At 66.0% G+C, this 20545-nt stretch carries 13 protein-coding genes; 8 read left to right on the forward strand and 5 right to left on the reverse strand.

The features are described 5' to 3' along the window. The first annotated feature begins 658 nt into the window (after positions 1-658). Both H7H34_RS06925 and H7H34_RS06930 read left to right on the forward strand, forming a co-directional pair. The gene (locus H7H34_RS06925) at positions 659-2032 is read left to right on the forward strand and encodes a YcaO-like family protein (protein ID WP_185924709.1); all 1374 of its coding nucleotides are present in this window, start codon (positions 659-661) and stop codon (positions 2030-2032) included. A gap of 77 nt (positions 2033-2109) precedes the next feature. After that, positions 2110-4233: an AfsR/SARP family transcriptional regulator gene (locus tag H7H34_RS06930; RefSeq protein ID WP_185924710.1), complete on the forward strand. Its 2124-nt coding sequence runs from the start codon at positions 2110-2112 to the stop codon at positions 4231-4233. A gap of 132 nt (positions 4234-4365) precedes the next feature. Here H7H34_RS06930 and H7H34_RS06935 read toward each other — a convergent pair whose 3' ends face one another. The 3 genes from H7H34_RS06935 to H7H34_RS06945 form a co-directional block, all read right to left on the reverse strand. Next, the gene (locus H7H34_RS06935) at positions 4366-4728 is read right to left on the reverse strand and encodes a hypothetical protein (protein WP_120269060.1); all 363 of its coding nucleotides are present in this window, start codon (positions 4726-4728) and stop codon (positions 4366-4368) included. A gap of 293 nt (positions 4729-5021) precedes the next feature. Beyond that, entirely contained in the window at positions 5022-7565 is a 2544-nt protein-coding gene (locus tag H7H34_RS06940) for a cation:proton antiporter (RefSeq protein ID WP_120269061.1), read from the reverse strand. Positions 7566-7650: 85 nt separating this feature from the next. Continuing rightward, positions 7651-8580 (reverse strand): DMT family transporter, encoded by a 930-nt coding sequence (locus H7H34_RS06945; RefSeq protein WP_185924711.1) that lies wholly within the window; start codon positions 8578-8580, stop codon positions 7651-7653. A 478-nt stretch (positions 8581-9058) separates the two neighbouring features. Between H7H34_RS06945 and H7H34_RS06950 the strand changes: the two genes are divergently transcribed. Further along, complete coding sequence (locus H7H34_RS06950; RefSeq protein WP_185924712.1) at positions 9059-11239, forward strand: malate synthase G; 2181 nt, start codon at positions 9059-9061, stop codon at positions 11237-11239. 94 nt (positions 11240-11333) lie between these two features. Here the strand turns inward: H7H34_RS06950 and H7H34_RS06955 are convergent, their stop codons facing one another. Continuing rightward, positions 11334-12815, reverse strand: a complete 1482-nt coding sequence (locus tag H7H34_RS06955; protein WP_185924713.1) for an ATP-binding protein — start codon at positions 12813-12815, stop codon at positions 11334-11336. Next, positions 12812-13540 carry a response regulator gene (locus tag H7H34_RS06960; RefSeq protein ID WP_120269064.1) on the reverse strand — a complete coding sequence of 243 codons (729 nt, stop codon included), beginning with the start codon at positions 13538-13540 and terminating at the stop codon, positions 12812-12814. The genes H7H34_RS06955 and H7H34_RS06960 overlap by 4 nt, the downstream gene beginning before the upstream one ends. Before the next feature lie 199 nt (positions 13541-13739). On the opposite strand from H7H34_RS06960, the gene H7H34_RS06965 reads away from it, so the two are divergent. The 5 genes from H7H34_RS06965 to H7H34_RS06985 all read left to right on the forward strand — a co-directional run bounded on the left by H7H34_RS06965 (position 13740) and on the right by H7H34_RS06985 (position 20515). Then, complete coding sequence (locus tag H7H34_RS06965; protein ID WP_185924714.1) at positions 13740-14648, forward strand: EF-hand domain-containing protein; 909 nt, start codon at positions 13740-13742, stop codon at positions 14646-14648. A gap of 664 nt (positions 14649-15312) precedes the next feature. Continuing rightward, positions 15313-16446, forward strand: coding sequence for a type III PLP-dependent enzyme (locus H7H34_RS06970; RefSeq protein ID WP_185924715.1), 1134 nt, complete (start codon positions 15313-15315; stop codon positions 16444-16446). 276 nt (positions 16447-16722) lie between these two features. Beyond that, positions 16723-18108, forward strand: coding sequence for a homospermidine synthase (locus H7H34_RS06975; protein ID WP_185926462.1), 1386 nt, complete (start codon positions 16723-16725; stop codon positions 18106-18108). Positions 18109-18260: 152 nt separating this feature from the next. Continuing rightward, positions 18261-19484, forward strand: coding sequence for an aminotransferase (locus H7H34_RS06980; RefSeq protein ID WP_120269283.1), 1224 nt, complete (start codon positions 18261-18263; stop codon positions 19482-19484). A 5-nt stretch (positions 19485-19489) separates the two neighbouring features. Continuing rightward, positions 19490-20515: an asparaginase gene (locus H7H34_RS06985; protein WP_185926463.1), complete on the forward strand. Its 1026-nt coding sequence runs from the start codon at positions 19490-19492 to the stop codon at positions 20513-20515. Positions 20516-20545 lie beyond the last annotated feature (30 nt).

Below are 20545 nucleotides of genomic sequence, written 5' to 3' on the forward strand. Positions count from 1 at the left end.
GAAAGCCCTGGACTAGGTCTTCTCGTATATTTTGTGCCGCCAGGCCTAATAACTTTGACGCCAAGGCGTCGTTGAAAATCACGATGCCGGTTCGGATCCGGCAGGAGTTCTCTCAATTCCGGCCCGCGATCTGCGCTCCGGCGGCCCCTTGAGGCCGGTCTTGACTGCCCAGTCTCCCGATCAGGGCCGAAAACTGGCCAAGGTCGGGAAAAGCGGGCCGGATCGTCCTGCGACCCGGCCCCAGTTAGGTCACGTGCGATCCGCAGCCTGAAAAGCTCCGGGCGGCCCGCTGTGACTTGTGACGTCCGTCCGGCAGGGCGAACTGCCGTTCCGGGCCGCGCCGAAGGCGCGTCGGAGAGAGGTCACAAGGGCACTCGTCAAACTCGATTCCGTCAATTCCACCCGAAGTCGGCCGGCGGTTACGCGGATCCTCCCACGGGCCCGCAACCTCTATGTCCGGTCCCGCATCACGCGCCCGCACGGCCATCAACCGGGTGGCATGGAATTCCGCCCGAATACCGGTAAAGCCGGCTGCGCGAACCCCCATCCAATTGATTTTCCGATACAACACCAGCTAGCGTTATCTCTGCGTGATTTTTCTGCAAAGGGCGTGAAGCGACGGAGCGGAAGCGACCAAACGAAAGTCGGGGGCTGACACATGCGGGAGGAGACCCGTCGGGCACTGGCCCTTGCGGCCGAACACCTGGAGAGGCGCGATGACCTGCCCGATCCCTCGGGACCGGCTGGTCATTTCCTCGCCTATCTGGCGGAAGGCGCAACGGAAGGGCTGTCCGGCGACCGCGACCTTGCCCGCCTGATCGGCGTTGCCGCCCGCCTGGAGCGCCTGTTCGAATTGTCCCTTCCGGATGCCCCGGGCCTCTATTGCTTCGGAGCCGAGGTGGTGCCGAGCGTTTTCGGGGCGGCCATGGGCGCTCGCGGCTCCGTGTCCGGCGTCGGTGAGACACGGCTTGAGGCGTTTCGCGCCTGTGTCGGCGAAGCGGTCGAGTATCTCTCGCAGTTCGAACCTGCGCCGGCCGCGCCTTTCGAGCCGCGCGAAGGCGCGGAGACGCCTTTGGCCGATCAGGACTTCTGGAGCGAGGCGGAGAGCCTTGCGCTCGGTCTGGTGCCGTCACAGGAGCCGAGCGATGCAAGCGGCGGGCGCCTGCGTGCGCTGGATGAGCATGTCGTGGCCGCCGACCTCACAACCGGGCGACAGGGCCCGCTTCCGGCCGAGCTGTGCTGGCGCCGGCGCGACCGCGATACGCTGCCGTTCGCCCGAGGGCTTGGCGTTGCCGCCGGCCGCAGCTTTCGCGAGGCCTGCCGGCATGCGGCGCTGGAATGGATCGAACGCGACGCGGTCGCCCTGTGGTGGCGCGGCGGCCGCCGCGGGCGGGCCATCCCGGTCGAAACGCTGTGTGCTCCTGCTGTCGCCGGTCGGATCGCCCGGTGGCGAGGCGGAAGCGAGGCGCGGCTCAGCTGGTTCCTCGATCTCACCGGCGATCTCGGCGTGCCGGTGGCTGCGGCCCTGTCCGTCGACCGGCAGGGCAAGCGCTTCGCCTATGGCTTTGCAGCCCGGAAAAACCTTTCCTCGGCCCTGCTTGCCGCGTTCACAGAGCTGGCGCAGGTGGAACTGGCCGATCGGGTGGTGGACGCCAAGCTCGCCGAGGCGGACGAGAAACGGCTGAACGACACGGATCGGTTGCACCTTGCCCGGCGCAGTCTCGTGAAGCCCGACTGGGAGGCGCTGCAGCCGGCCGAAGCGCCGGCATCCGGCAACCGGCAGGGCAGTGGAAATGCGGATGGCCCCCCCGAAAGTTTCGGGGATATTGAGCCGCTTTCAGCTCTCGCCAAACGAAATTTTCGTGCAGTGGCAATTGACCTTACCCGTGTCGATCCGGGTATAAGCGTTGTACGCGTGCTGGTTCCGGGATTGCAACCTGATCCGGCCACGCTGGTCACGCCGCGGCTCGAGCGGCAGCGGGCACTCCATTCCTCAGCCGGTTTTCCCGGTGATCGTGTCCGGCTCTACTGAATGCCTTTTCTTTCAAACCTTTTCCAGATTTCGGGGTGTGGGAAAACGGGGCGAGATCCTGCGGGATCTGACGTGGCATGCAGGGGCGGAGTGACGTGGAGGACATAGGCAATCGCGAGGTCGCGGAACACGGGCAGGGCGCCGGCTCTGGACGCTCCCGTCTTCACGTTGCCGTATTGGGCGTGCCGCGTTTCCTGGTCGACGGCAAGCCGGTTGCGTTCCGCTCACGGAAGGCGGAGGGCCTGCTGGTCCGCCTGTGCCTGACCAGCGACGGCCGTCTGTCCCGTGAAATGGCCGCCAACCTGTTCTGGCAGGACAGTTCCGAACATCACTCCCGCTCGTCGTTGCGTCAGACGCTGCTGATCCTGCGCCGGGCGCTGGAGGATGCCGGGTTCGACGGTCTCGACAGCGACAAGATGAACATCTGGCTGGATCTTGGCCGGGTCACGCTCGACATGGAGGAACTCGCCGGCGATGGGGGCGAGGTTCCGGCGCGGCTGCTGGTCGAAAAGCGTCTGTCCGAGCGCCTCTTCGAAGGCGGGGAGATGCTGGCCGAGCCCTTCCACAACTGGCTGCGCCTGCGCCGTCAGCAGCTTCACGACCAGTTGCGGGCGCTGCTGGAGCCTATGGTGCGCCTCGACAGCGGCAACTGGAAGCGGATGGAGCAGGCGGCCGTGGCGCTGCTTAATCTCGACCCGACGCATGAGCCGGCCTGCCGTGCCTTCATCACCGCCCGTGCAGTGCAGGGCGACTATACGGGCGCGCTGCGGGCCTACGAGGACCTTTGGAACGTGCTGGAGGACGAGTTCGACACTCAGCCTTCCAACGAGACCCAATCGCTGATCGTCGATATCAAGCTCGGCAAGTTTTCCGACTGGCTGCGCCGCGAGCGCATGCGTCTCGCCGAGGAAGCCGCTCAGCGCGCTCCCGCCTCGCCTGCGGTCGAAAAAGTTGACGGCAACCGCTCGCCGGTGGTGGTGCAGCACGTCAATCCGGTGATCGTGGTCGACCAGATCCTTCAGATCACCGAAGCTCATGAAGACATTCGACTGGCCAAGGTGTTCCGCCACGACCTGATTTCGCGTCTCGTCCGCTTTCGCGAGTGGTCCGTCGCCGACGATGTGACGGAAGAGCTGTCGCGCTCCGCGGCGCCCATCTACCGGGTGTCGATCAGCGCCATGCGGGCCGAACGTTCAGTATCCTATTCCGTGACGGTGAAGAACTCGCGCACCAACGCCTATGTCTGGGGGCGGAACTCGGCCGTCGATATCGGCGAGCTGTTCGCTCGCCAGTCGATGTTGGTCGCCGAGATCGCCATGGCGATGAACGTCAACATCTCGGCCGAGCGGCTGGCCAACATGTCGCGCATCCCGGATGCGTCGCTGGACCAGTATGACCGCCTGCTGATGGGCCAGAGGCTCCATTACACCTGGAAGATCGAGGACTCCCATCGCGCCGAGGCGATCCTGGACCGGCTGATCGAGGACAATCCCCGCTTCGGCCCTGCCTATTCGAGCCTGGCGCAGATCATCAATTCCCGCCACATCGTCTTTCCCGGCCAGGCGCAGACGCCGGAGACGCTCGAGCGCTCCGCCGGGTTGGCACGCATGGCGCTGGCGCTCGATCCCTTCGACTCGCGCGGCTATCTGTGCGCCGCCTGGACGCTGGCGCTGCAGCGGCGCTTCGAGCAGGCGGAGGCGCAGCATCGCCAGGCTCTGGAGCTCAACGACAACGACCCCTGGACGGCGTTGTCCGCCGCACACGGGCTTGCCTATTACGGCCATCGCCAGGAAGCCCTGGCCATCGCCTATCGCCACCGCGAGAACGGCCTGCTGACCTCACCCTTGCACTGGAGCTATTTCGTCGGCATCACCTGCCTGTGCGGCGACCATGCGGCTTCCATCGCGGCTTTTCGCTATCTCAGCGATGGCTATCTCGGCGTCGAGGCCTGGTATGTCGCCGCGCTCGCGCTGACCGGCGAGGAAGAGGAGGCCCGCGCTCAGGCGAGCCATCTCAAGCAGCGGGTGACTGACCGCTGGGTGCTGCCGCAGCCGCCGGATGATGACGATATCGCCCGCTGGATCGGCAATTGCTTCCCGATCTCCTCGCCGCGCACCTGGGACGAGATCCATCAAGGCCTGTCGTCCGCCGGGATCGTGTTGCCGGCCGATCTTGCTCCCGAGGGCGCTACCCGCCGGTGAGCCAATGCCGGACGCTGGACGAACTGCGGCAGTTTGCGGGTAACGTGAAAAGGGCCGCGAAACATCGCGGCGAGCGTGAAAAAGGGCCGCGAAACATCGCGGCCCTCCGAACTCTCCTGAAGGCGAAAAACCTCAGGTGCACACGGCAATCGTGTAGTCGGCAACGCGACTGAGATAGAAGTCGTGCTCGTTCATCTCGTCCTTGCGGGCGTAGAAATCCGGCAGCGGATAGGCCTTCGCCGAGACATCCCCGTATTTGGCCAGCGACTCTTCGGTCATGCGCCGCGGCGGCAGGCGAAGGAGCAGGACTTCCTCGCAGGCCTGGATCATTTGCAGGGCCTTGTAGGTATCGGGAATCGTGGCGATGCCCTTGGTGGCCTGCTTCAGGGCTTCCAGCGTCTCCGGCCAAGGCTTCGCGCCCGTGGCGTATTCGGTGATCAGCTGGCCGAACGCCTGGTAATCGTGGATCTCGACCTTTTTGAGTTCGTCAGTCATGTATTGCCCCATAAAATATGTTGGCTAAGGAAAACGCCAGTTGGCCGCTCCGGTCTTCCTTCCGCGATAAAGCTGCCCCTTCGACGAAAGACCGGGCTTTTGAAAAATTACTTTGCGGCGCACTGGCGCACGAAAGTCATGCAAATCACTTCATGACATCTGAAATTAGATGTTGAGTGAGGCGAGTCGTCAAGATGTTTCGGGGAAGAAATGATCTTCCGCAACTTAAGCGATAAAAAATCTATTTCTGATTTTCTTTATTTATCATACAACCCTGAGTATATCAGATTGAGTCAACTTTCTTTCACGAGGTTTTCTGCGGCTTCTTCGCTCGCAAGCGCGTCGTCTTCAACTGCGGTGGCGTTCATCTGCCGGCGCTGTGCCGCCATGTTCGCCATGTGCTGCTTCAGCGTCGGATCCTTGTCGGTCAGGCTGCGGAAGTCGGTCCTGGACAGGACGAGCAGGTTGCAATAGCCGAGCGCACGCACATCGGCGGTGCGCGGCTGGCCGGTCAACAGCGCGATCTCGCCGAACACGTCGCCACGACCAAGGCGCACGCGCACATGCTCGGTGATCACCTCGACCGCGCCGGAGGAGATGAAGTAGGCCGTGTCGCCGCGCTCACCCTTTCGGATCAGCAGCTCGCCGGGCACGGCAAAGAGCGGCCGCATCAGCCGGGAAATCGCGCGGATACGGTCCTCGCTGAGGTCGCGGAACAGCGGCAGCTGCGCGGTCAGCTCCTCCGTGCGCATCCCCATGTCCAGCTTCGGCCGCGAGTCGGCCGTCTCCCGATTCTCGTTCACGCCCTGCGACAGGTTGGAATAGAGTTCGGTGCCGATGAGGTTCTGCGCGTAGAGCGAGCGGTAAGCGTCTTCCTCCAGCCGCAGCGCGGCCTTCTGCAGAAAGCGCTGGTCGAGGCTGTCGGCATAGTCGGGATACTGCAGCCGCAACGCCTCAAGCGCGGTGGTCGTCGCCTCGCGGCGGCCGAGCAGGATCTCCGTCAGGATTTCGACCACGCGGCGGCCCAGCAGCGGCTCGATCTTCTCGTTGGTGAAGGCGATCAGCTCATCCAGCACGATCCGGTTCAGCAGCAGCATCTCGTAACGGTCGCCGAGCAGGCGGGCGAGCCAGCGGTCGTATTTGACGTTCCGCTGGAGCCACTGGGCAAGCCGCATGGTGCGCGGAAAGGCGAGGGCCTGCCGCGCGGCGCGGTTGTACTCGATGCGGCCGCCGGCGCGGGCCCGGTCGGCGATGCGGCCGATGCGGGCCAGCAGCTCCTCGGCGGTGTGGATCGAGGCGGTGCGCTCGCGAAGATGACGCAGCACGATCTCGCGTTCTCGGTTGGAGATCGACACGAGGCCCACCGTGACGCGGTCGCGGTCGAGGATCTCGTCCATGCCACCGTCGAGGCCTTGCGCCTCGATCAGCCGCTCGCGGTAGCGTCGATCGGTCTCTTCCGCTGCCGCCGGTGCGATGTGGTATTCCGAAATCGCGCGGGCCACGCCTTCGCGCACATTGGCAAGCGCAAGGGCCAGCACCTGGGCCCGCATCGCAGCGTCCAGCGGCGGCAGCTTGTCGAGGCCGAACACCTTGATCAGGGGCTTCAGCGTCGTGCCGTATACCAGCAGCGTGAACAGCACGAAGCCGGTGGCGAGTACGGCGACGAAGCGCTTTATCTGCGGGTCGATGGCAAGGTTCTCGGTAACGCCGAGCGCCAGCGTCAAGGTGATCGCCCCGCGCATTCCGCCCCACAGCATGACCGTCTTGAACGGCGTGCTGACGGGCTGGGACAGCTGCAGCAGGCTCATCAGTGGCAGCAGGCCGAACAGCACCACGGCGCGGGCGGCAAGCGCGGCCGCCACGACGATGGCCAGGAGGGCGATGTCGTACCAGCCGACGTCCACGAGCAGCTTCGGGATCAGGATCGAGGCCAGCATGAAGATCAGCGACGAGGCCCAGAAGGCGATCTGGTCCCACACGTCGTTGAGATAGGTCCAGCCGTCGGGGGTGACGCGCGAGGGGCCGGCGAGATTGATGACGATGCCGGCCACGACGACGGCAACGACACCGGATACGCCGATGAAGTTTTCCGCGATGATGTAGACCAGATAGGGCATGGCGACGCTGAGCGTCACTTGGGCGAGGCGGAAGTCGCGCACCAGCGGGAGCAGGCGCACCAGCACCTGGCCGCCGATATAGCCGAGCGCCATGCCGCCGGAAAAGCTCCACAGGAACAGCTCGACGCCGTCGGCGAGCGTGGGGGCCGAGCCGCCCGTCATCGCGCCGAGCAGAATGACGAACAGGGCGATCGCGGCCGCGTCGTTGAGCAGGCTTTCTCCCTCCACCAGGCGGCCGAGGCGCGCCGGCGCACCGATGTCGCGGAAGATCGCGACGACCGCGACCGGGTCGGTGGTGGCGACAATGGCGCCAAGCAGCAGGCAGGCGACCAGCGGCACCGTGGTGAAGGGCGCGAGCGCGAACCCGATGAAGGCGGTCGCGACCACGACGGCGACCACGGCCATCACGAAGATGACGCCTGCGTCGTCCGCCATGCGGCGCACATCGAGCGTCAGCGTCGTCTGGAACAGCAGCACCGGCAGGAACAGGTGAAGAATGCCCTGCGAGTTCAGCGGCAGGTTCACGAAGACGGACGCGATCTGATTGAACGCGTCGGTGCTGGGCGTGTAGAGCAGCCAGCCCGACAGGACGCCGATTGCGGTGCCGACAAGCGCCAACAACACGGACGGGGCCACCTTCAGCCGCCGCGCAAGCGGCTGGATGAGAGAGATGACGACGAGGAGGCCGGCGATGGCTGCGATGAAGAGGGGCGCTTGCATGTCCCCTCTATCTTGCCACATTTCGACAATGACGCGACCGTTTCGCGTCGTCCTCCGAAATTTTCGGTGTTGATTGTGCGGCTGGTCAGGTGGCCGGGGCGGGTTTGCGCGACTTTCGCTCGGAAAGCGCGATGCCGACCAGAACCAGGCACAGCGCGGCGGCGTGGTACAGGTGGAACGGCTCGCCGAGCAGGCTGACGGCCAGCAGCGACGAGAAGATCGGCACCAGGTTGATGAACACCCCGGCGCGTCCCGGCCCAACCAGTTCCACCCCGCGCATGAAGAAGATCTGCGACAGGCAGGACGGGAAGATCGAGATATAGGCGATCACCAGCCAACCCTTGGGCGTTGGCCATTGCAGCGCGCCCTGCGCCACTTCCATGGCGAACAGAGGCACGGAGGTGACCGCGGCGACCACTGCCAGCACGGTGAAGAAGACCATGCCGGAAACCGGCGGGCGCTTGCGCAGCAGCACGGCGTAAAGCGAGTAGAGCAGACAGGCGACGATCATCAGCGCGTCGCCGATATTCACCTCGAGCCCCGCCAGGCGCGACAGGTCACCCTGCGCGGCGATGAAGGCGACACCGGCCATGGTGACCAGCACGCCGAGCGCCTGCAGCGGCCGGATCGGCGTGCGCAGGATCACCAGCGCGCCGAGCAGCACGAACATCGGCATGGAGCCCTGGATGATGCCGAGGTTGACGGCGGTCGTGCTGTGGGCGGCGATGTAGAACAGCGCGTTGAAGGCCGTGAAGCCGAACATGCCCATGGCGATGAGAATCGGCAGGTGCCGCCGCAGCGTCGGCCATTCGGCCCGGACCTGCCGCCCGTACAGCACCAGCAGCAGGCCCGAGACGGCGATCCAGCGCAGCAGCACGACGGCCATCGGCGAGACCTCGCCGATGGCGAGCCGACCGGCAATGGTGTTGCCGCCCCAGAACAGGGTGGTCAGCACCAGCAGCAGGATCGGCTGGTTGAAAAAGCGCGTGAGCAGGGGCGAGCCGGATTGCGACATGGGGCCATGGGTCCGCGCCGGAGCAGGACGCGCGCCGGCCGTCTTGCCGGGGCATTCCGTCGTCCGGACTTGCTGGGGTGGCCCGCACCATGGGCGTGTCTCGCCGGCGCGGGATCGAAGAAACAGCTCTATCGTATGACGAATTGCACCAGTCGATGCAAGCCACGCGGGCGGGACCGGGCATTGCACCAGACGCAGGGCTGCCCTGCAGTGGAGATTGTTTCCCCTGAGGATCAAGTCTTTTCGATTTGTGCAAGATTGACCGGGAAAGGGTCCCTGCGGTTTGATGAGGATCGAACCGTTCCGTTCGGATTTCATCCGTCAGACCGCGCCTCATCAGCGCTTGCCCGGTGTCTCTGCATCGTCTTTTGTGAAGACCGTGCTGCCCGCGCAAGCCGGAGATGGCCGCGACGGACGCATCCGACAGAGCGCTGCAACAGTCACACCAAGAAACGTCGACCAGGGAGTGCCGACCGCCATGGACCGTATCGAGATTGCCGGCCTGAAGATCGCCCCGGAACTGCGGGATTTTGTCGAGCAGGAGGCCCTGCCGGGCACCGGCGTGACGGCGGACGCGTTCTGGAAGGGCCTGTCGGCCATCGTGCACGACATGGCGCCGGAGAATCGCGACCTGCTGGCCCGCCGCGATGCGTTGCAGGCCAAGATCGACGACTGGCACCGCGCCCATCCCGGCCCGGTCGACCTTGCGGCCTACAAGGCCTTTCTCAAGGAGATCGGCTATCTGGTGGACGAAGGCCCCGCCTTCTCGGTGACGACGCAGAATGTCGACCCGGAAATCGCCTCCATCGCCGGCCCGCAGCTGGTGGTGCCGATCACCAATGCCCGTTACGCGTTGAACGCGGCCAATGCCCGCTGGGGTTCGCTCTATGATGCGCTCTACGGCACGGATGCCATTCCCGAAACCGGCGGCGCAGAGAAGGGCAAGGGCTACAACCCGAAGCGTGGCGAGAAGGTCATCGCCCGGGCGAAAGCCTTTCTCGACGAGGCCGCGCCCCTCGACGGCGCCAAGTGGGCCGACTTGACCGATGTCGAGGCCGGCGCGGAGCTCAAGCTCTCGACGGCGTCGGGCCCGGTCCGTCTCAAGCGCCCGGACCAGTATGCCGGCCATGCCGAAGGCGAGGGCGGCTGGCGCCACGTGCTCCTGAAGAACAACGGCCTTGGTATCGAGATCCTGTTCAACCGTGGCTGGGACATCGGCAAGACCGATCCCGCCGGCATGGCCGCGGTCAACCTCGAGGCGGCGGTGTCGACCATCATGGACTGCGAGGATTCGGTCGCGGCCGTCGATGCGCAGGACAAGGTTGTCGCCTACCGCAACTGGCTCGGCCTCATGAAGGGCGATCTGAAGGAAACGTTCCAGAAGGGCGGCGAAACGATCGAGCGCAAGCTCTACGGCGATTTCACCTACACGACGCCGGAGGGCGCACCGCTGCTCGTGAAATGCCGCTCGCTGATGCTGGTGCGCAATGTCGGTCACCTCATGACCACGCCGGCGATTCTCGACCGCGACGGCAAGGAGGTGCCGGAAGGCATCCTCGACGGCATGATGACCGCTCTGATCGCCATGCACGACATCGGCACGGGCGGCCCGTCCGGCGGCGGGCGGCGGATGAACTCGCGCGCCGGCTCGCTCTACATCGTCAAGCCGAAGATGCACGGCCCCGACGAGGTCGCCTTCGCCAACCGGCTGTTCGGCCGGATCGAGCAGGCGCTGGGCCTTGCCGCCGACACGCTGAAGATGGGCATCATGGACGAGGAGCGACGCACGACCGTGAACCTCAAGGAGTGCATCCGCGCGGCGTCCTCGCGCGTGTGCTTCATCAATACCGGCTTCCTCGACCGCACCGGCGACGAGATGCACACCTCGATGGAAGCCGGCCCGATGATCCGCAAGGGCGACATGAAGCAGGCCGCCTGGATCCAGGCCTATGAGAACTGGAACGTCGACGTCGGCCTCGAATGCGGCCTGCCGGGCCACGCCCAGATCGGCAAGGGCATGTGGGCGATGCCGGACCTGATGAAGGCGATGCTGGAGCAGAAGGTCGGCCATCCGAAGTCCGGCGCCAACACGGCCTGGGTGCCGTCGCCGACCGCCGCGACCCTGCATGCGCTGCACTACCATGTGGTCGATGTCGCTGCCCGCCAGCAGGAACTGAAGGCCCGCGGCCGCGCCAGCCTCGACGATATCCTGTCGATCCCGGTTGCCGAGCGGCCGAACTGGTCGGCCGAGGAGATCCAGGCCGAGCTCGACAACAACGCGCAGGGCATCCTCGGCTACGTGGTGCGCTGGGTCGACCAGGGCGTCGGCTGCTCCAAGGTGCCCGACATCAACAATGTCGGCCTGATGGAAGATCGGGCGACGCTGCGCATCTCGTCCCAGCATATCGCCAACTGGCTGCGCCACGGCGTTTGCAGCGAGGCACAGGTGATGGAGACGATGAAGCGCATGGCGAAGGTCGTCGACGGCCAGAATGCAGGCGATCCGCTCTACACGCCGATGGCCGCGGACTTCGACGGCTCGATCGCCTTCAAGGCCGCATGCGACCTGGTGTTCAAGGGCCGCGAGCAGCCCTCCGGCTATACCGAGCCGATCCTGCATGCCCGCCGCCTGGAGGTGAAGGCCGCCGCCCGCGGCTGACGCTGGCACCAGGGCGAAACGAACAAAGCCTCCCGGCTGTCCGGCCGGGAGGCTTTTTCTTTGCGGGTCGGTCGGGGATTCGCGCCCGGCGGCCTTACCGGCGGCCGGGACGGTCGTCCATCGGCAGCGCGATCCGTGCTTCCAGGCCGCCCTCGGGATGGTTGGCGAGGGTCAGCGTGCCGCCATGTGCATGCACGATGGAGCGGGCGATGGAGAGGCCGAGGCCGATGCCGCCCGTTTCCTCCGACCGGGATTCCTCCAGTCGCACGAAAGGCTCGAACACGTCCTTCAGCCGTTCCTCCGGAATGCCCGGGCCGTGGTCGCGTACGGTTATGATCGCCTGTCCGCCTTCCGTCGCCAGAGCCAGTTCCGCATCGCCGCCGTAGCGAACGGCATTGTCGATGAGGTTGCGCAGCGCCCGTTTCAGGCTGAACGGCCGGCACGAGACGACGCAGCGCGTCTGCGGCGGGTCGAAGGCGACGGGGCGGCCGATATCGCGGTAATCCTCGGCGATTGCGTCGATGAAGTCGCCGAGATCGGTCGGCGCGCCGACCTCTCGTGACGCCTCGTCGCGGGCGAAGGCCAGAGCCGCCTCGACCATGCGCTGCATCTCGTCGAGCGTCTCGATCATCTTCTCCCGGTTCTCGTCGTCGTCGATGAACTCGGCGCGGATCCTGAGCGAGGTGATCGGTGTGCGCAGGTCATGGCTGATGGCGCCGAGCATGCGGGTGCGGTCGCGCACGAAGCGGGTCAGGCGGTCCTGCATCACGTTGAAGGCCCGGATCGTGCCGCGCACCTCGGAAGGACCGCTTTCGGGCAGCGGCTCCACATCCTCGCCGCGCCCCAGCCGGCCGGCGGCGGCCGCCAGTTCGCGCAAGGGGCGGGTGAGGCGGCTGACGGTCACGCCGATGACCAGCACGATGGCGCCGGCCATCAGGGCGACGGTGACGAAGACCGGAAGCAGCGTGTTGCGCGGTACGCGGAAGCGGCTGGCTCCATTGAGCCAGCGCCCGTCCGACAGCTGTACGGAGAGCGTCAGCGATACCGGCGCGGCGCGCCAGTTGCTGTGATGGAAGGGCGCCCGGTATTCGCGCGTCCGCTTGCTCGCCTGCGGCTCCGCCGGCCGGTCCTCCGCCTCGTCCTCGCCCTCGCTGTCGCCGACATCGATCCGCCGGCGCGACGGCGGGGCGTGGGAGACCTCGCGCCGCGAGACGTCGACCCGGATCGTCTTGCCGGCATTCAGCTCCTCGCCGAGCATCGCGGCGATCCGCTTGTCGGTCTTGCCGCGGCCGGCCTCGGCAAGGGCAGGGGCGTCGTCGATCCAGTACCAGAGGAAGCGGCTGGAGATCGCCCGCAGCATGTCCGGATGCTGGCTTTCCGGTGCGGCCTCGACCAGCCGCACCAGGGAGACCGTGCGCGAGACGATGGTATTGCGGGCAAGCTCCACCAGTGCCACCCGGCGCTCTCCGGCGAAGAGCCACAAGGTGATGACCTGGGCCAGCACCACCGCGATCAGCAGCAGCGCGACGAGCTGTCCGGCGAGCGAGCGCGGCCAGGGGCGAAAGCGAGGCGTCATGCGAGCAGGTCCTCGACCTCGGCGGTGAATGTGTACCCGCCGCCCCACACGGTCTTGATCAGCTCCGGGTTTTTCGGGTCGGGCTCGATCTTGCGGCGCAGGCGGCTGACCTGGTTGTCGATGGATCGGTCGAAGGCGGCCGGGCTGCGGCCGGAGGTGATGTCGAGCAACTGGTCGCGCGACAGCACCATGCGCGGCCGCTTCAGGAAGGCGATCAAGAGCTGGAACTCGCCGGTCGACAGCGGCACGGCAATGCCGTCTTCACCCGTCAGCAGGCGCTTGGGCACATCGAGCCGCCAGCCGGCGAAGGCGAGCGTCTCCGCCTCGATCGGGTCGCGTTGCCTGGGCACCTGGGAGGAGCGGCGCAGCACGGCGCGGATGCGGGCCAGGAGCTCGCGCGGGTTGAACGGCTTGGTCACATAGTCGTCGGCGCCGATCTCCAGCCCGACGATGCGGTCGGTGTCCTCGGCCATCGCCGTGAGCAGGATCACCGGCATGGTGCCGCTCTCCACCAGCGATCGGCAGAGCGACAGACCGTCCTCGCCGGGCATCATGATGTCGAGCACGACGAGATCGACGGCCGCGGCTTTCAGGAACTTGCGCGCCTGGGCGGCATTTTCCGCGACCGAGGCCCGAAGCCCGTTCTTGCGCAGATAGCGCGCCAGCGACTCGCGAATGTCGCGGTGGTCGTCGACGACGAGAATGTGTGGCCCGCTTTCGCTCATGATCGCTTTCGCCTCGAATGTCTCCCTCGCATTCTAGATATCGTCGCAGGCGCGGGCAGGGAAACCGCAATTGTATCCAGATGTAACGGGTGCGCGACCCGTCACAGCTTGCGACACAAAGGCGGTGTTGCGGGCACATTTCAGCGACAACCGACCGCTAGACCGGTGTCATCGCAGTGACCGACAAGGAGATGACGCGATGACGACTTTCAAGAAGATCACGCTGGCCGCCCTCGCCGCGGCGCTGGTCGGAACCACCGCCATGCCCGCCTTTGCCGACCGTGACGGTGGCAAGCACGGCTGGGGGCGCGACGGCGGCAAGCCGGGCTGGCACCAGTCCCATCGTGGCGGCAAGAACGGCTGGCATCATGGTGGCCGCGGCAACATGGCCCGCATGTTCATGGAGCGCTTCGACACCGATGGCGACGGCAAGGTGACCCAGGCCGAGATCGACGCCAAGGTGGAAGCGACCTTCACGGCCGCCGACACCAATGGCGACGGCAAGGTCACGCTGGACGAGTTCAAGGTCGCTTACCAGAACGAGTTCAGCGAGCGCCGCGTTCGCGCCTTCCAGCGTCTCGACCGTGACGGCGACGGCAAGATCACCGAGGACGAGTACAATGGCCGTATGGAGCGGATGATCTCCCGCATGGAGCAGCGCGCCGGCGACGACGACAACAAGAAGGGCCGCGGCGGTCCGCGTGGTCATGGCCGGATGATGGAGCGCTTCGATGCGGACGGCGACGGCAACGTCACCGGCGACGAGATTCGCGCCGCCCGGGCGGATGCCTTTGCCAAGGCCGACGCCGATGGCGACAAGACGTTGACGCTCGAGGAGTTCGGCACGATCTGGGCCGAGCGGATGGACAGCCGCATGGTGCGGGCCTTCCAGCGTCTCGATCGTGACGGCGACCTTGCCATCACCCGCGAGGAAGCGGCACGTCCCTTCGCCGGCCTCGTAGCCCGCATGGACCGCAACGGCGACGGCGCGCTCTCGCGTGAAGACCGTCCGCGCGGCGGCAAGCGCTGGCATGGCGAGATGCATCGCGGCATGAAGGGCGAAGGTCGCGGCGAGCGCGGCGAAGGCCCGCGTGGCGGCAACGACTGAGAGGCCGGCGTACGCGCAAGACCTCTTCGCTGATCTGTACAAGCGGCGGGACCTCGTGTCCCGCCGTTCGCGTTGGCGCAAGGAGCGAGGGCGGTCTCCGAAACGCACCGATTCCCCTGCGGCGCCCGGCGTTTGGCCGCTCTGTTGTGGCCTTGCGGCGGGCGGCCTGTGGCTGCTATCGGAAAAACTCACAGGGAAATGCGGAAATGCATAGGGGATGCGCAAAAAATGCACCTGCTCGGGGGATTTTTCCCTTGATTAAGACAGGTTCCTGATTCATATCTCCCCTTGCCCAAATTCGCACGTGCCCGTGGTCGTCCAACCGAAAGGTGGCAGTCGCTCAAAAGGGCCCGGACCTGTCCGGAATAGAGCGACAAAACGGATGGCTTAAAGCAACGACGTAAGAGGGCTTTTTTGGTCTCTGCCGGGTTTCCAAGTCCCGGGGTCACTGAAGAGGCACTTGTTACATCATTGCCGGCCGTGCGGTTCGGGACACCCGATCCAATCCAAGGCAGCAATCGCGGAACGGCGACACGCTTGCGCACATGCACGCGTTGAACCCGACCGTTGCATATGGCGTCCGTTTTCTCCCCGTCTCCAAAGCGGGCGGGAGGCGCGATCGCATATGCACCTGTACCGGAATTCGGACTTGCGGGTGAATGCCATGACCGAGCGCATCAAGAACTTCCTCCGGCAGCGACGAGGCGACGGGCCTTGCGTCGTCGTCGATCTCGACATCGTCCAGGACAACTATCTCGCGTTCGAGCGGGCCCTGCCGGACACCCGCGTCTTCTACGCGGTGAAGGCGAACCCGGCTCCCGAGATCCTGTCGCTGCTCGCCAGCCTCGGCTCCTCCTTCGACTGCGCCTCGGTGCCGGAGATCGAGATGGCCCTGGCCGCCGGCGCAGGCCCCGACCGCATTTCCTTCGGCAACACCATCAAGAAGGAGCGCGATGTCGCGCGTGCCTTCGAGCTGGGCGTGCGCCTGTTCGCCGTCGACTGCGAGGCCGAGGTCGAGAAGATCTCCCGCGCCGCTCCCGGTGCGCAGGTGTTCTGCCGCATCCTGTGCGATGGCGCCGGCGCCGACTGGCCGCTGTCGCGCAAGTTCGGCTGCGCGCCCTCCATGGCGCCGCAGGTGCTCGAGCATGCTCATCGTCTGGGCCTGGTTGCGCATGGCGTGTCGTTCCACGTCGGCTCGCAGCAGGCGAATGTCGAGGCCTGGGACACGGCCCTGGGCTCTGCCGCCGCGATCTTCCGCGAGATGGCCGAGCGCGGCATCGTGCTGTCGATGGTCAACCTGGGTGGCGGTTTCCCCGCGCGCTACCTCAAGGACGTCCCGGGCGTGCCGCGCTACGGCGAGGCCATCCTGCGCGGCCTGGCCAAGCATTTCGGCAATCGCATCCCGCAGACGATCATCGAGCCGGGCCGCGGCATGGTCGGCGATGCCGGCATGATCGAGGCCGAGGTGGTCCTGATCTCGAAGAAGTCCGAGGCCGAGGACGAGATCCGTTGGGTCTACCTCGACATCGGCAAGTTCAACGGCCTGGCCGAGACCATGGACGAGGCGATCCGCTATCCGATCCGCACGGACAAGGATGACGACCGCAAGACCCCGTGCGTGCTCGCCGGCCCGACCTGCGACAGCGTCGACGTGCTTTACGAAAAGGCTCCGTACGAGCTCCCCGTCAGCCTGTCGATCGGCGACAAGGTGTTGATCGAGGCGTGCGGCGCCTACACCACCACCTATTCGGCGGTGGCATTCAATGGCTTCGAGCCTCTGCGCTCCTACGTCATCTGACGGTCATCCAGAATCACATCTATAGAGATCCCGAATAACTCCGAACCGGCCGGTCGCGAAGGCGACCGGCCGACGTTATGGTCGAGCCATGGCGAGCCTTGCCCGCTGCCCGCCATGCCGACAGTTGTAAGCAAAAGGACACCCGCCATGACCGAAACGAAGATGCCGGCGGCGAAGAAGACCGCCAAGTCCGCCCCGGCGACCCAGTCGGCCGCCAGCTCTGCTGCGGCGGAGAAGTCCTGGCCCGTGCACGGCACGATTTCCGGCCCGATCGTGATGATCGGCTTCGGCTCCATCGGCAAGGGCACCCTGCCGCTGATCGAGCGCCATTTCCGCTTCGACGCCTCGCGCGTGACGGTGATCGATCCGGTCGACGCCGACCGCAAGCTGGTCGACGACCGTGGCTACAAGTTCCTCAAGGAAGCGATCACCAAGGACAACTACCGCGATGTCCTGTCGCCGCTGCTCACCGAGGGCGAGGGCCAGGGCTTTTGCGTCAACCTGTCGGTCGACACGTCCTCGCTGGATCTGATGAAGCTCTGCCGCGAGCTGGGCGTCCTGTATATCGACACCGTCGTCGAGCCTTGGCTCGGCTTCTATTTCGACGAGAACGCCGACAACGCCTCGCGTACCAACTACGCGCTGCGCGAGACCGTGCGCCGCGAGAAGAAGAAGAACCCGGGCGGCACCACGGCCGTGTCCTGCTGCGGCGCCAACCCCGGCATGGTCTCCTGGTTCGTCAAGCAGGCGCTGGTCGACATCGCCCGCGATACCGGTACCAAGTTCGAGGAGCCGACCAACCGCAAGGGTTGGGCGAAGCTGATGAAGAAGGTCGGCGTCAAGGGCGTGCACATCGCCGAGCGCGACACCCAGCGCGCCAAGAAGCCGAAGCCGATGGGCGCATTCTGGAACACCTGGTCGGTCGAGGGCTTCCTCTCCGAGGGCTTCCAGCCGTCCGAGCTGGGTTGGGGCACGCACGAGAAGTGGATGCCGAAGAACGCCCGCAAGCACAAGAAGGGCTGCAAGGCTGCGATCTACCTGGAGCAGCCGGGCGCAAACACCCGCGTGCGCACCTGGTGCCCGACGCCGGGCGCCCAGTACGGCTTCCTCGTCACGCATAACGAGTCGATCTCCATCGCCGACTTCTTCACGCTGAAGGAGGACGGCAAGGTCGTCTACCGTCCGACCTGCCACTACGCCTATCACCCGGCCAACGACGCGGTGCTGTCGCTGCACGAACTGTTCGGCGCCGCCGGCAAGATGCAGGAGACCCTGCATGTGCTGGGCGAGGACGAGATCATCGACGGCATCGACGAACTCGGCGTGCTGCTCTACGGCCACGAGAAGAACGCCTACTGGTACGGCTCGCAGCTCTCCATCGAGGAGACCCGCGAAATCGCCCCCTACCAGAACGCAACGGGCCTGCAGGTGACCTCGGCCGTGCTCGCCGGCATGGTCTGGGCGCTGGAGAACCCGAACGAGGGCATCGTCGAGGCCGACGAGATGGACTATCGCCGTTGCCTCGAGGTCCAGCGGCCGTATCTCGGCCCGGTCAAGGGCTACTACACCGACTGGACGCCGCTCACCGATCGCCCGGGCTTTTTCCCGGAGGATCTCGACGAGAGCGATCCCTGGCAGTTCCGCAACATCCTGGTGCGCTGAGCTCGTATCACCATCCGGACGTCCCGACGGCCCGTGCCGATCTTCCCTAGCGGGAGGCCGGCGCGGGCCGTTCGCGCATCCTCACTCGACGCAGCCGCCGCGAATGGCTACAACCCCCGGACAAAGTCGCCATGTGGGAACGCAAGCACGCCATGAAGCCGACCAATCCTGTCTTCACCGGACTGCCGACGACGATCTTCGAGACCATGTCCCGGCTCGCCATCGCCAATGGAGCGATCAATCTGGGCCAGGGCTTTCCGGATGTGGACGGGCCGCAGGACGTGCGCCAGGCCGCAGCCGATGCGCTGATGGCCGGCCCGAACCAGTACCCGCCGATGCTGGGCCTGCCGGAGCTGCGTCAGGCGGTCGCCGCCTCCACCAAGCGCTTCTACGATCTCGACGTCGACTGGCAGAGCGAGGTCATGGTCACCTCAGGCGCGACCGAAGCGCTGGCCGACGTGCTGCTGGCCCTTCTGGAGCCGGGCGACGAGGTCATCCTGATCGAGCCGCTCTATGACTGCTATCTGCCGCTGGTGAAGCGGGCGGGCGGCATTCCGGTGCGCCTGCGCGTGACCCCGCCGCAGTGGAAGCTCGACCTCGGCAAGCTGGCCGATGCCTTCACCGAGAACACCAAGGCGATCCTCATCAACAACCCGATGAACCCGGCCGGCAAGGTGTTCGGGGAAGAGGAACTGGCCGCGATCGCACGTCTTTGCATCGAGCACGGCGTCTACGCGATCTGCGATGAGGTCTACGAGCATTTGCTGTTCGACGGCCGCCAGCACTTGCCGCTGATGGCGTTTCCGGGCATGCGCGAGCGTGCGGTGCGCATCGGCTCCGCCGGCAAGACCTTCTCGCTGACCGGCTGGAAGGTCGGCTATGTCACGGCTGCGCCGAACCTGCTCGATCCGATCGCCAAGGCGCACCAGTTCGTCACCTTCACGACGCCGCCGAACCTGCAGAAGGCGGTGGCCTATGGCCTTGGCAAGGAAGACAGCTACTTCCTGACCCTGCGCGACGAGATGCAGGCCAAACGCGACCGCTTCGCCAGCGGGCTCGCGGCACTCGGCTTCGGCGTGCTGCCGTGCGAGGGCACCTACTTCCTGACCTGCGACGTCTCGACCCTCGGCCTGCAGGGCACGGATGTCGATATCTGCCGCCAGCTGGTGGAAGAGGCGGGCGTTGCCGCTGTGCCGGTCTCCGCCTTCTACGTCGCCGATGCGCCGACCAATTTCGTGCGCTTCTGCTTCTGCAAGAAGGACGAGGTGCTGGACGGGGCGCTGGAACGGCTGGACGCTTTCCTCTCGGCCCGCGGCAGCGTCTCTGCCGTCCTGTCGGCGCCGGGTTCCCTCCAGGTGGCCGCCGAAAGGGCTTGAGCGAGATGGAAAACCCGGTGCTGGTTGAAGTGCTGCGCGGTGATGCGGTGGAAAGCCGCCATCGCGGCGCCCTTGCGGTGGTCGATGCTGCGGGCCATGTGGTCGCGGCGCTCGGCGATCATCAGCGTCCGGTCTTCCCGCGCTCGGCCATCAAGGTTCTCCAGGCCCTGCCTCTGGTGGAATCGGGAGCTGCTGAAGCGCTCGATTTCAACGATGCCGAGCTTGCGCTCGCCTGTTCCTCGCACAATGGCGAGGAGGTGCATGTCAACGCGGCACGGGTGATGCTGATGAAGGCCGGCCTCGACGAGGACGCGCTGGAATGCGGCAGTCAGTGGCCGCGGCGAATGGAGGACGTTGCCGTCCTTCACCGGGCGGATGCCTCGCCTTGCCCGCTGCACAACAACTGCTCGGGCAAGCATGCCGGCTTCCTCGGCCTTGCCCGCACGCTCGGCGTGCCCACCCGCGGGTATGTCGAGCCGGACCATCCGGTACAGCTGGAGGTGCGGGCCGCCATCGAGCAGATGGCCGGCATCGACCTGTCCGCGATGCCGCGCGGCACGGACGGATGCTCGATCCCCGCTTATGCGATGCCGATGGCGCCGCTGGCGCGCGCCTTTGCCTGTCTGGGGACCGGCGAGGGGCTTGAGCCCTTGCGCGCACAGGCGGTGGAACGGCTCTACAATGCCTGTGTCGACCATCCGTTCATGATCGCCGGTACGGGTCGCTTTTGCACCGAAGTGATGGGCGCGCTCGGCGGCCGGGTCTTCGTGAAAACCGGCGCCGAAGGTGTCTTCACCGCGGCGATCCCCGAGCTCGGCTTCGGCATTGCGCTGAAATGCGATGACGGTGCGACGCGCGCGGCCGAGACGATGATGGCCGCTGTCATCGACGCCCTCCTGGAACTCGACGAGGACGAGGCGAAAGCCCTGCGCCCCTGGCTCGCGCCGCCGCTGGCCAACTGGAACGGCAGGCCCGTCGGCAGCATTCGTGCCGTGGCAGAAGCCTTCGCGCCGCTGAGAAGCCTCGCCTGACGACGAGTGCCGGCTGAGCCGCGCTGACCG

Source organism: Stappia sp. 28M-7 (assembly GCF_014252955.1).
GTDB lineage: Bacteria > Pseudomonadota > Alphaproteobacteria > Rhizobiales > Stappiaceae > Stappia.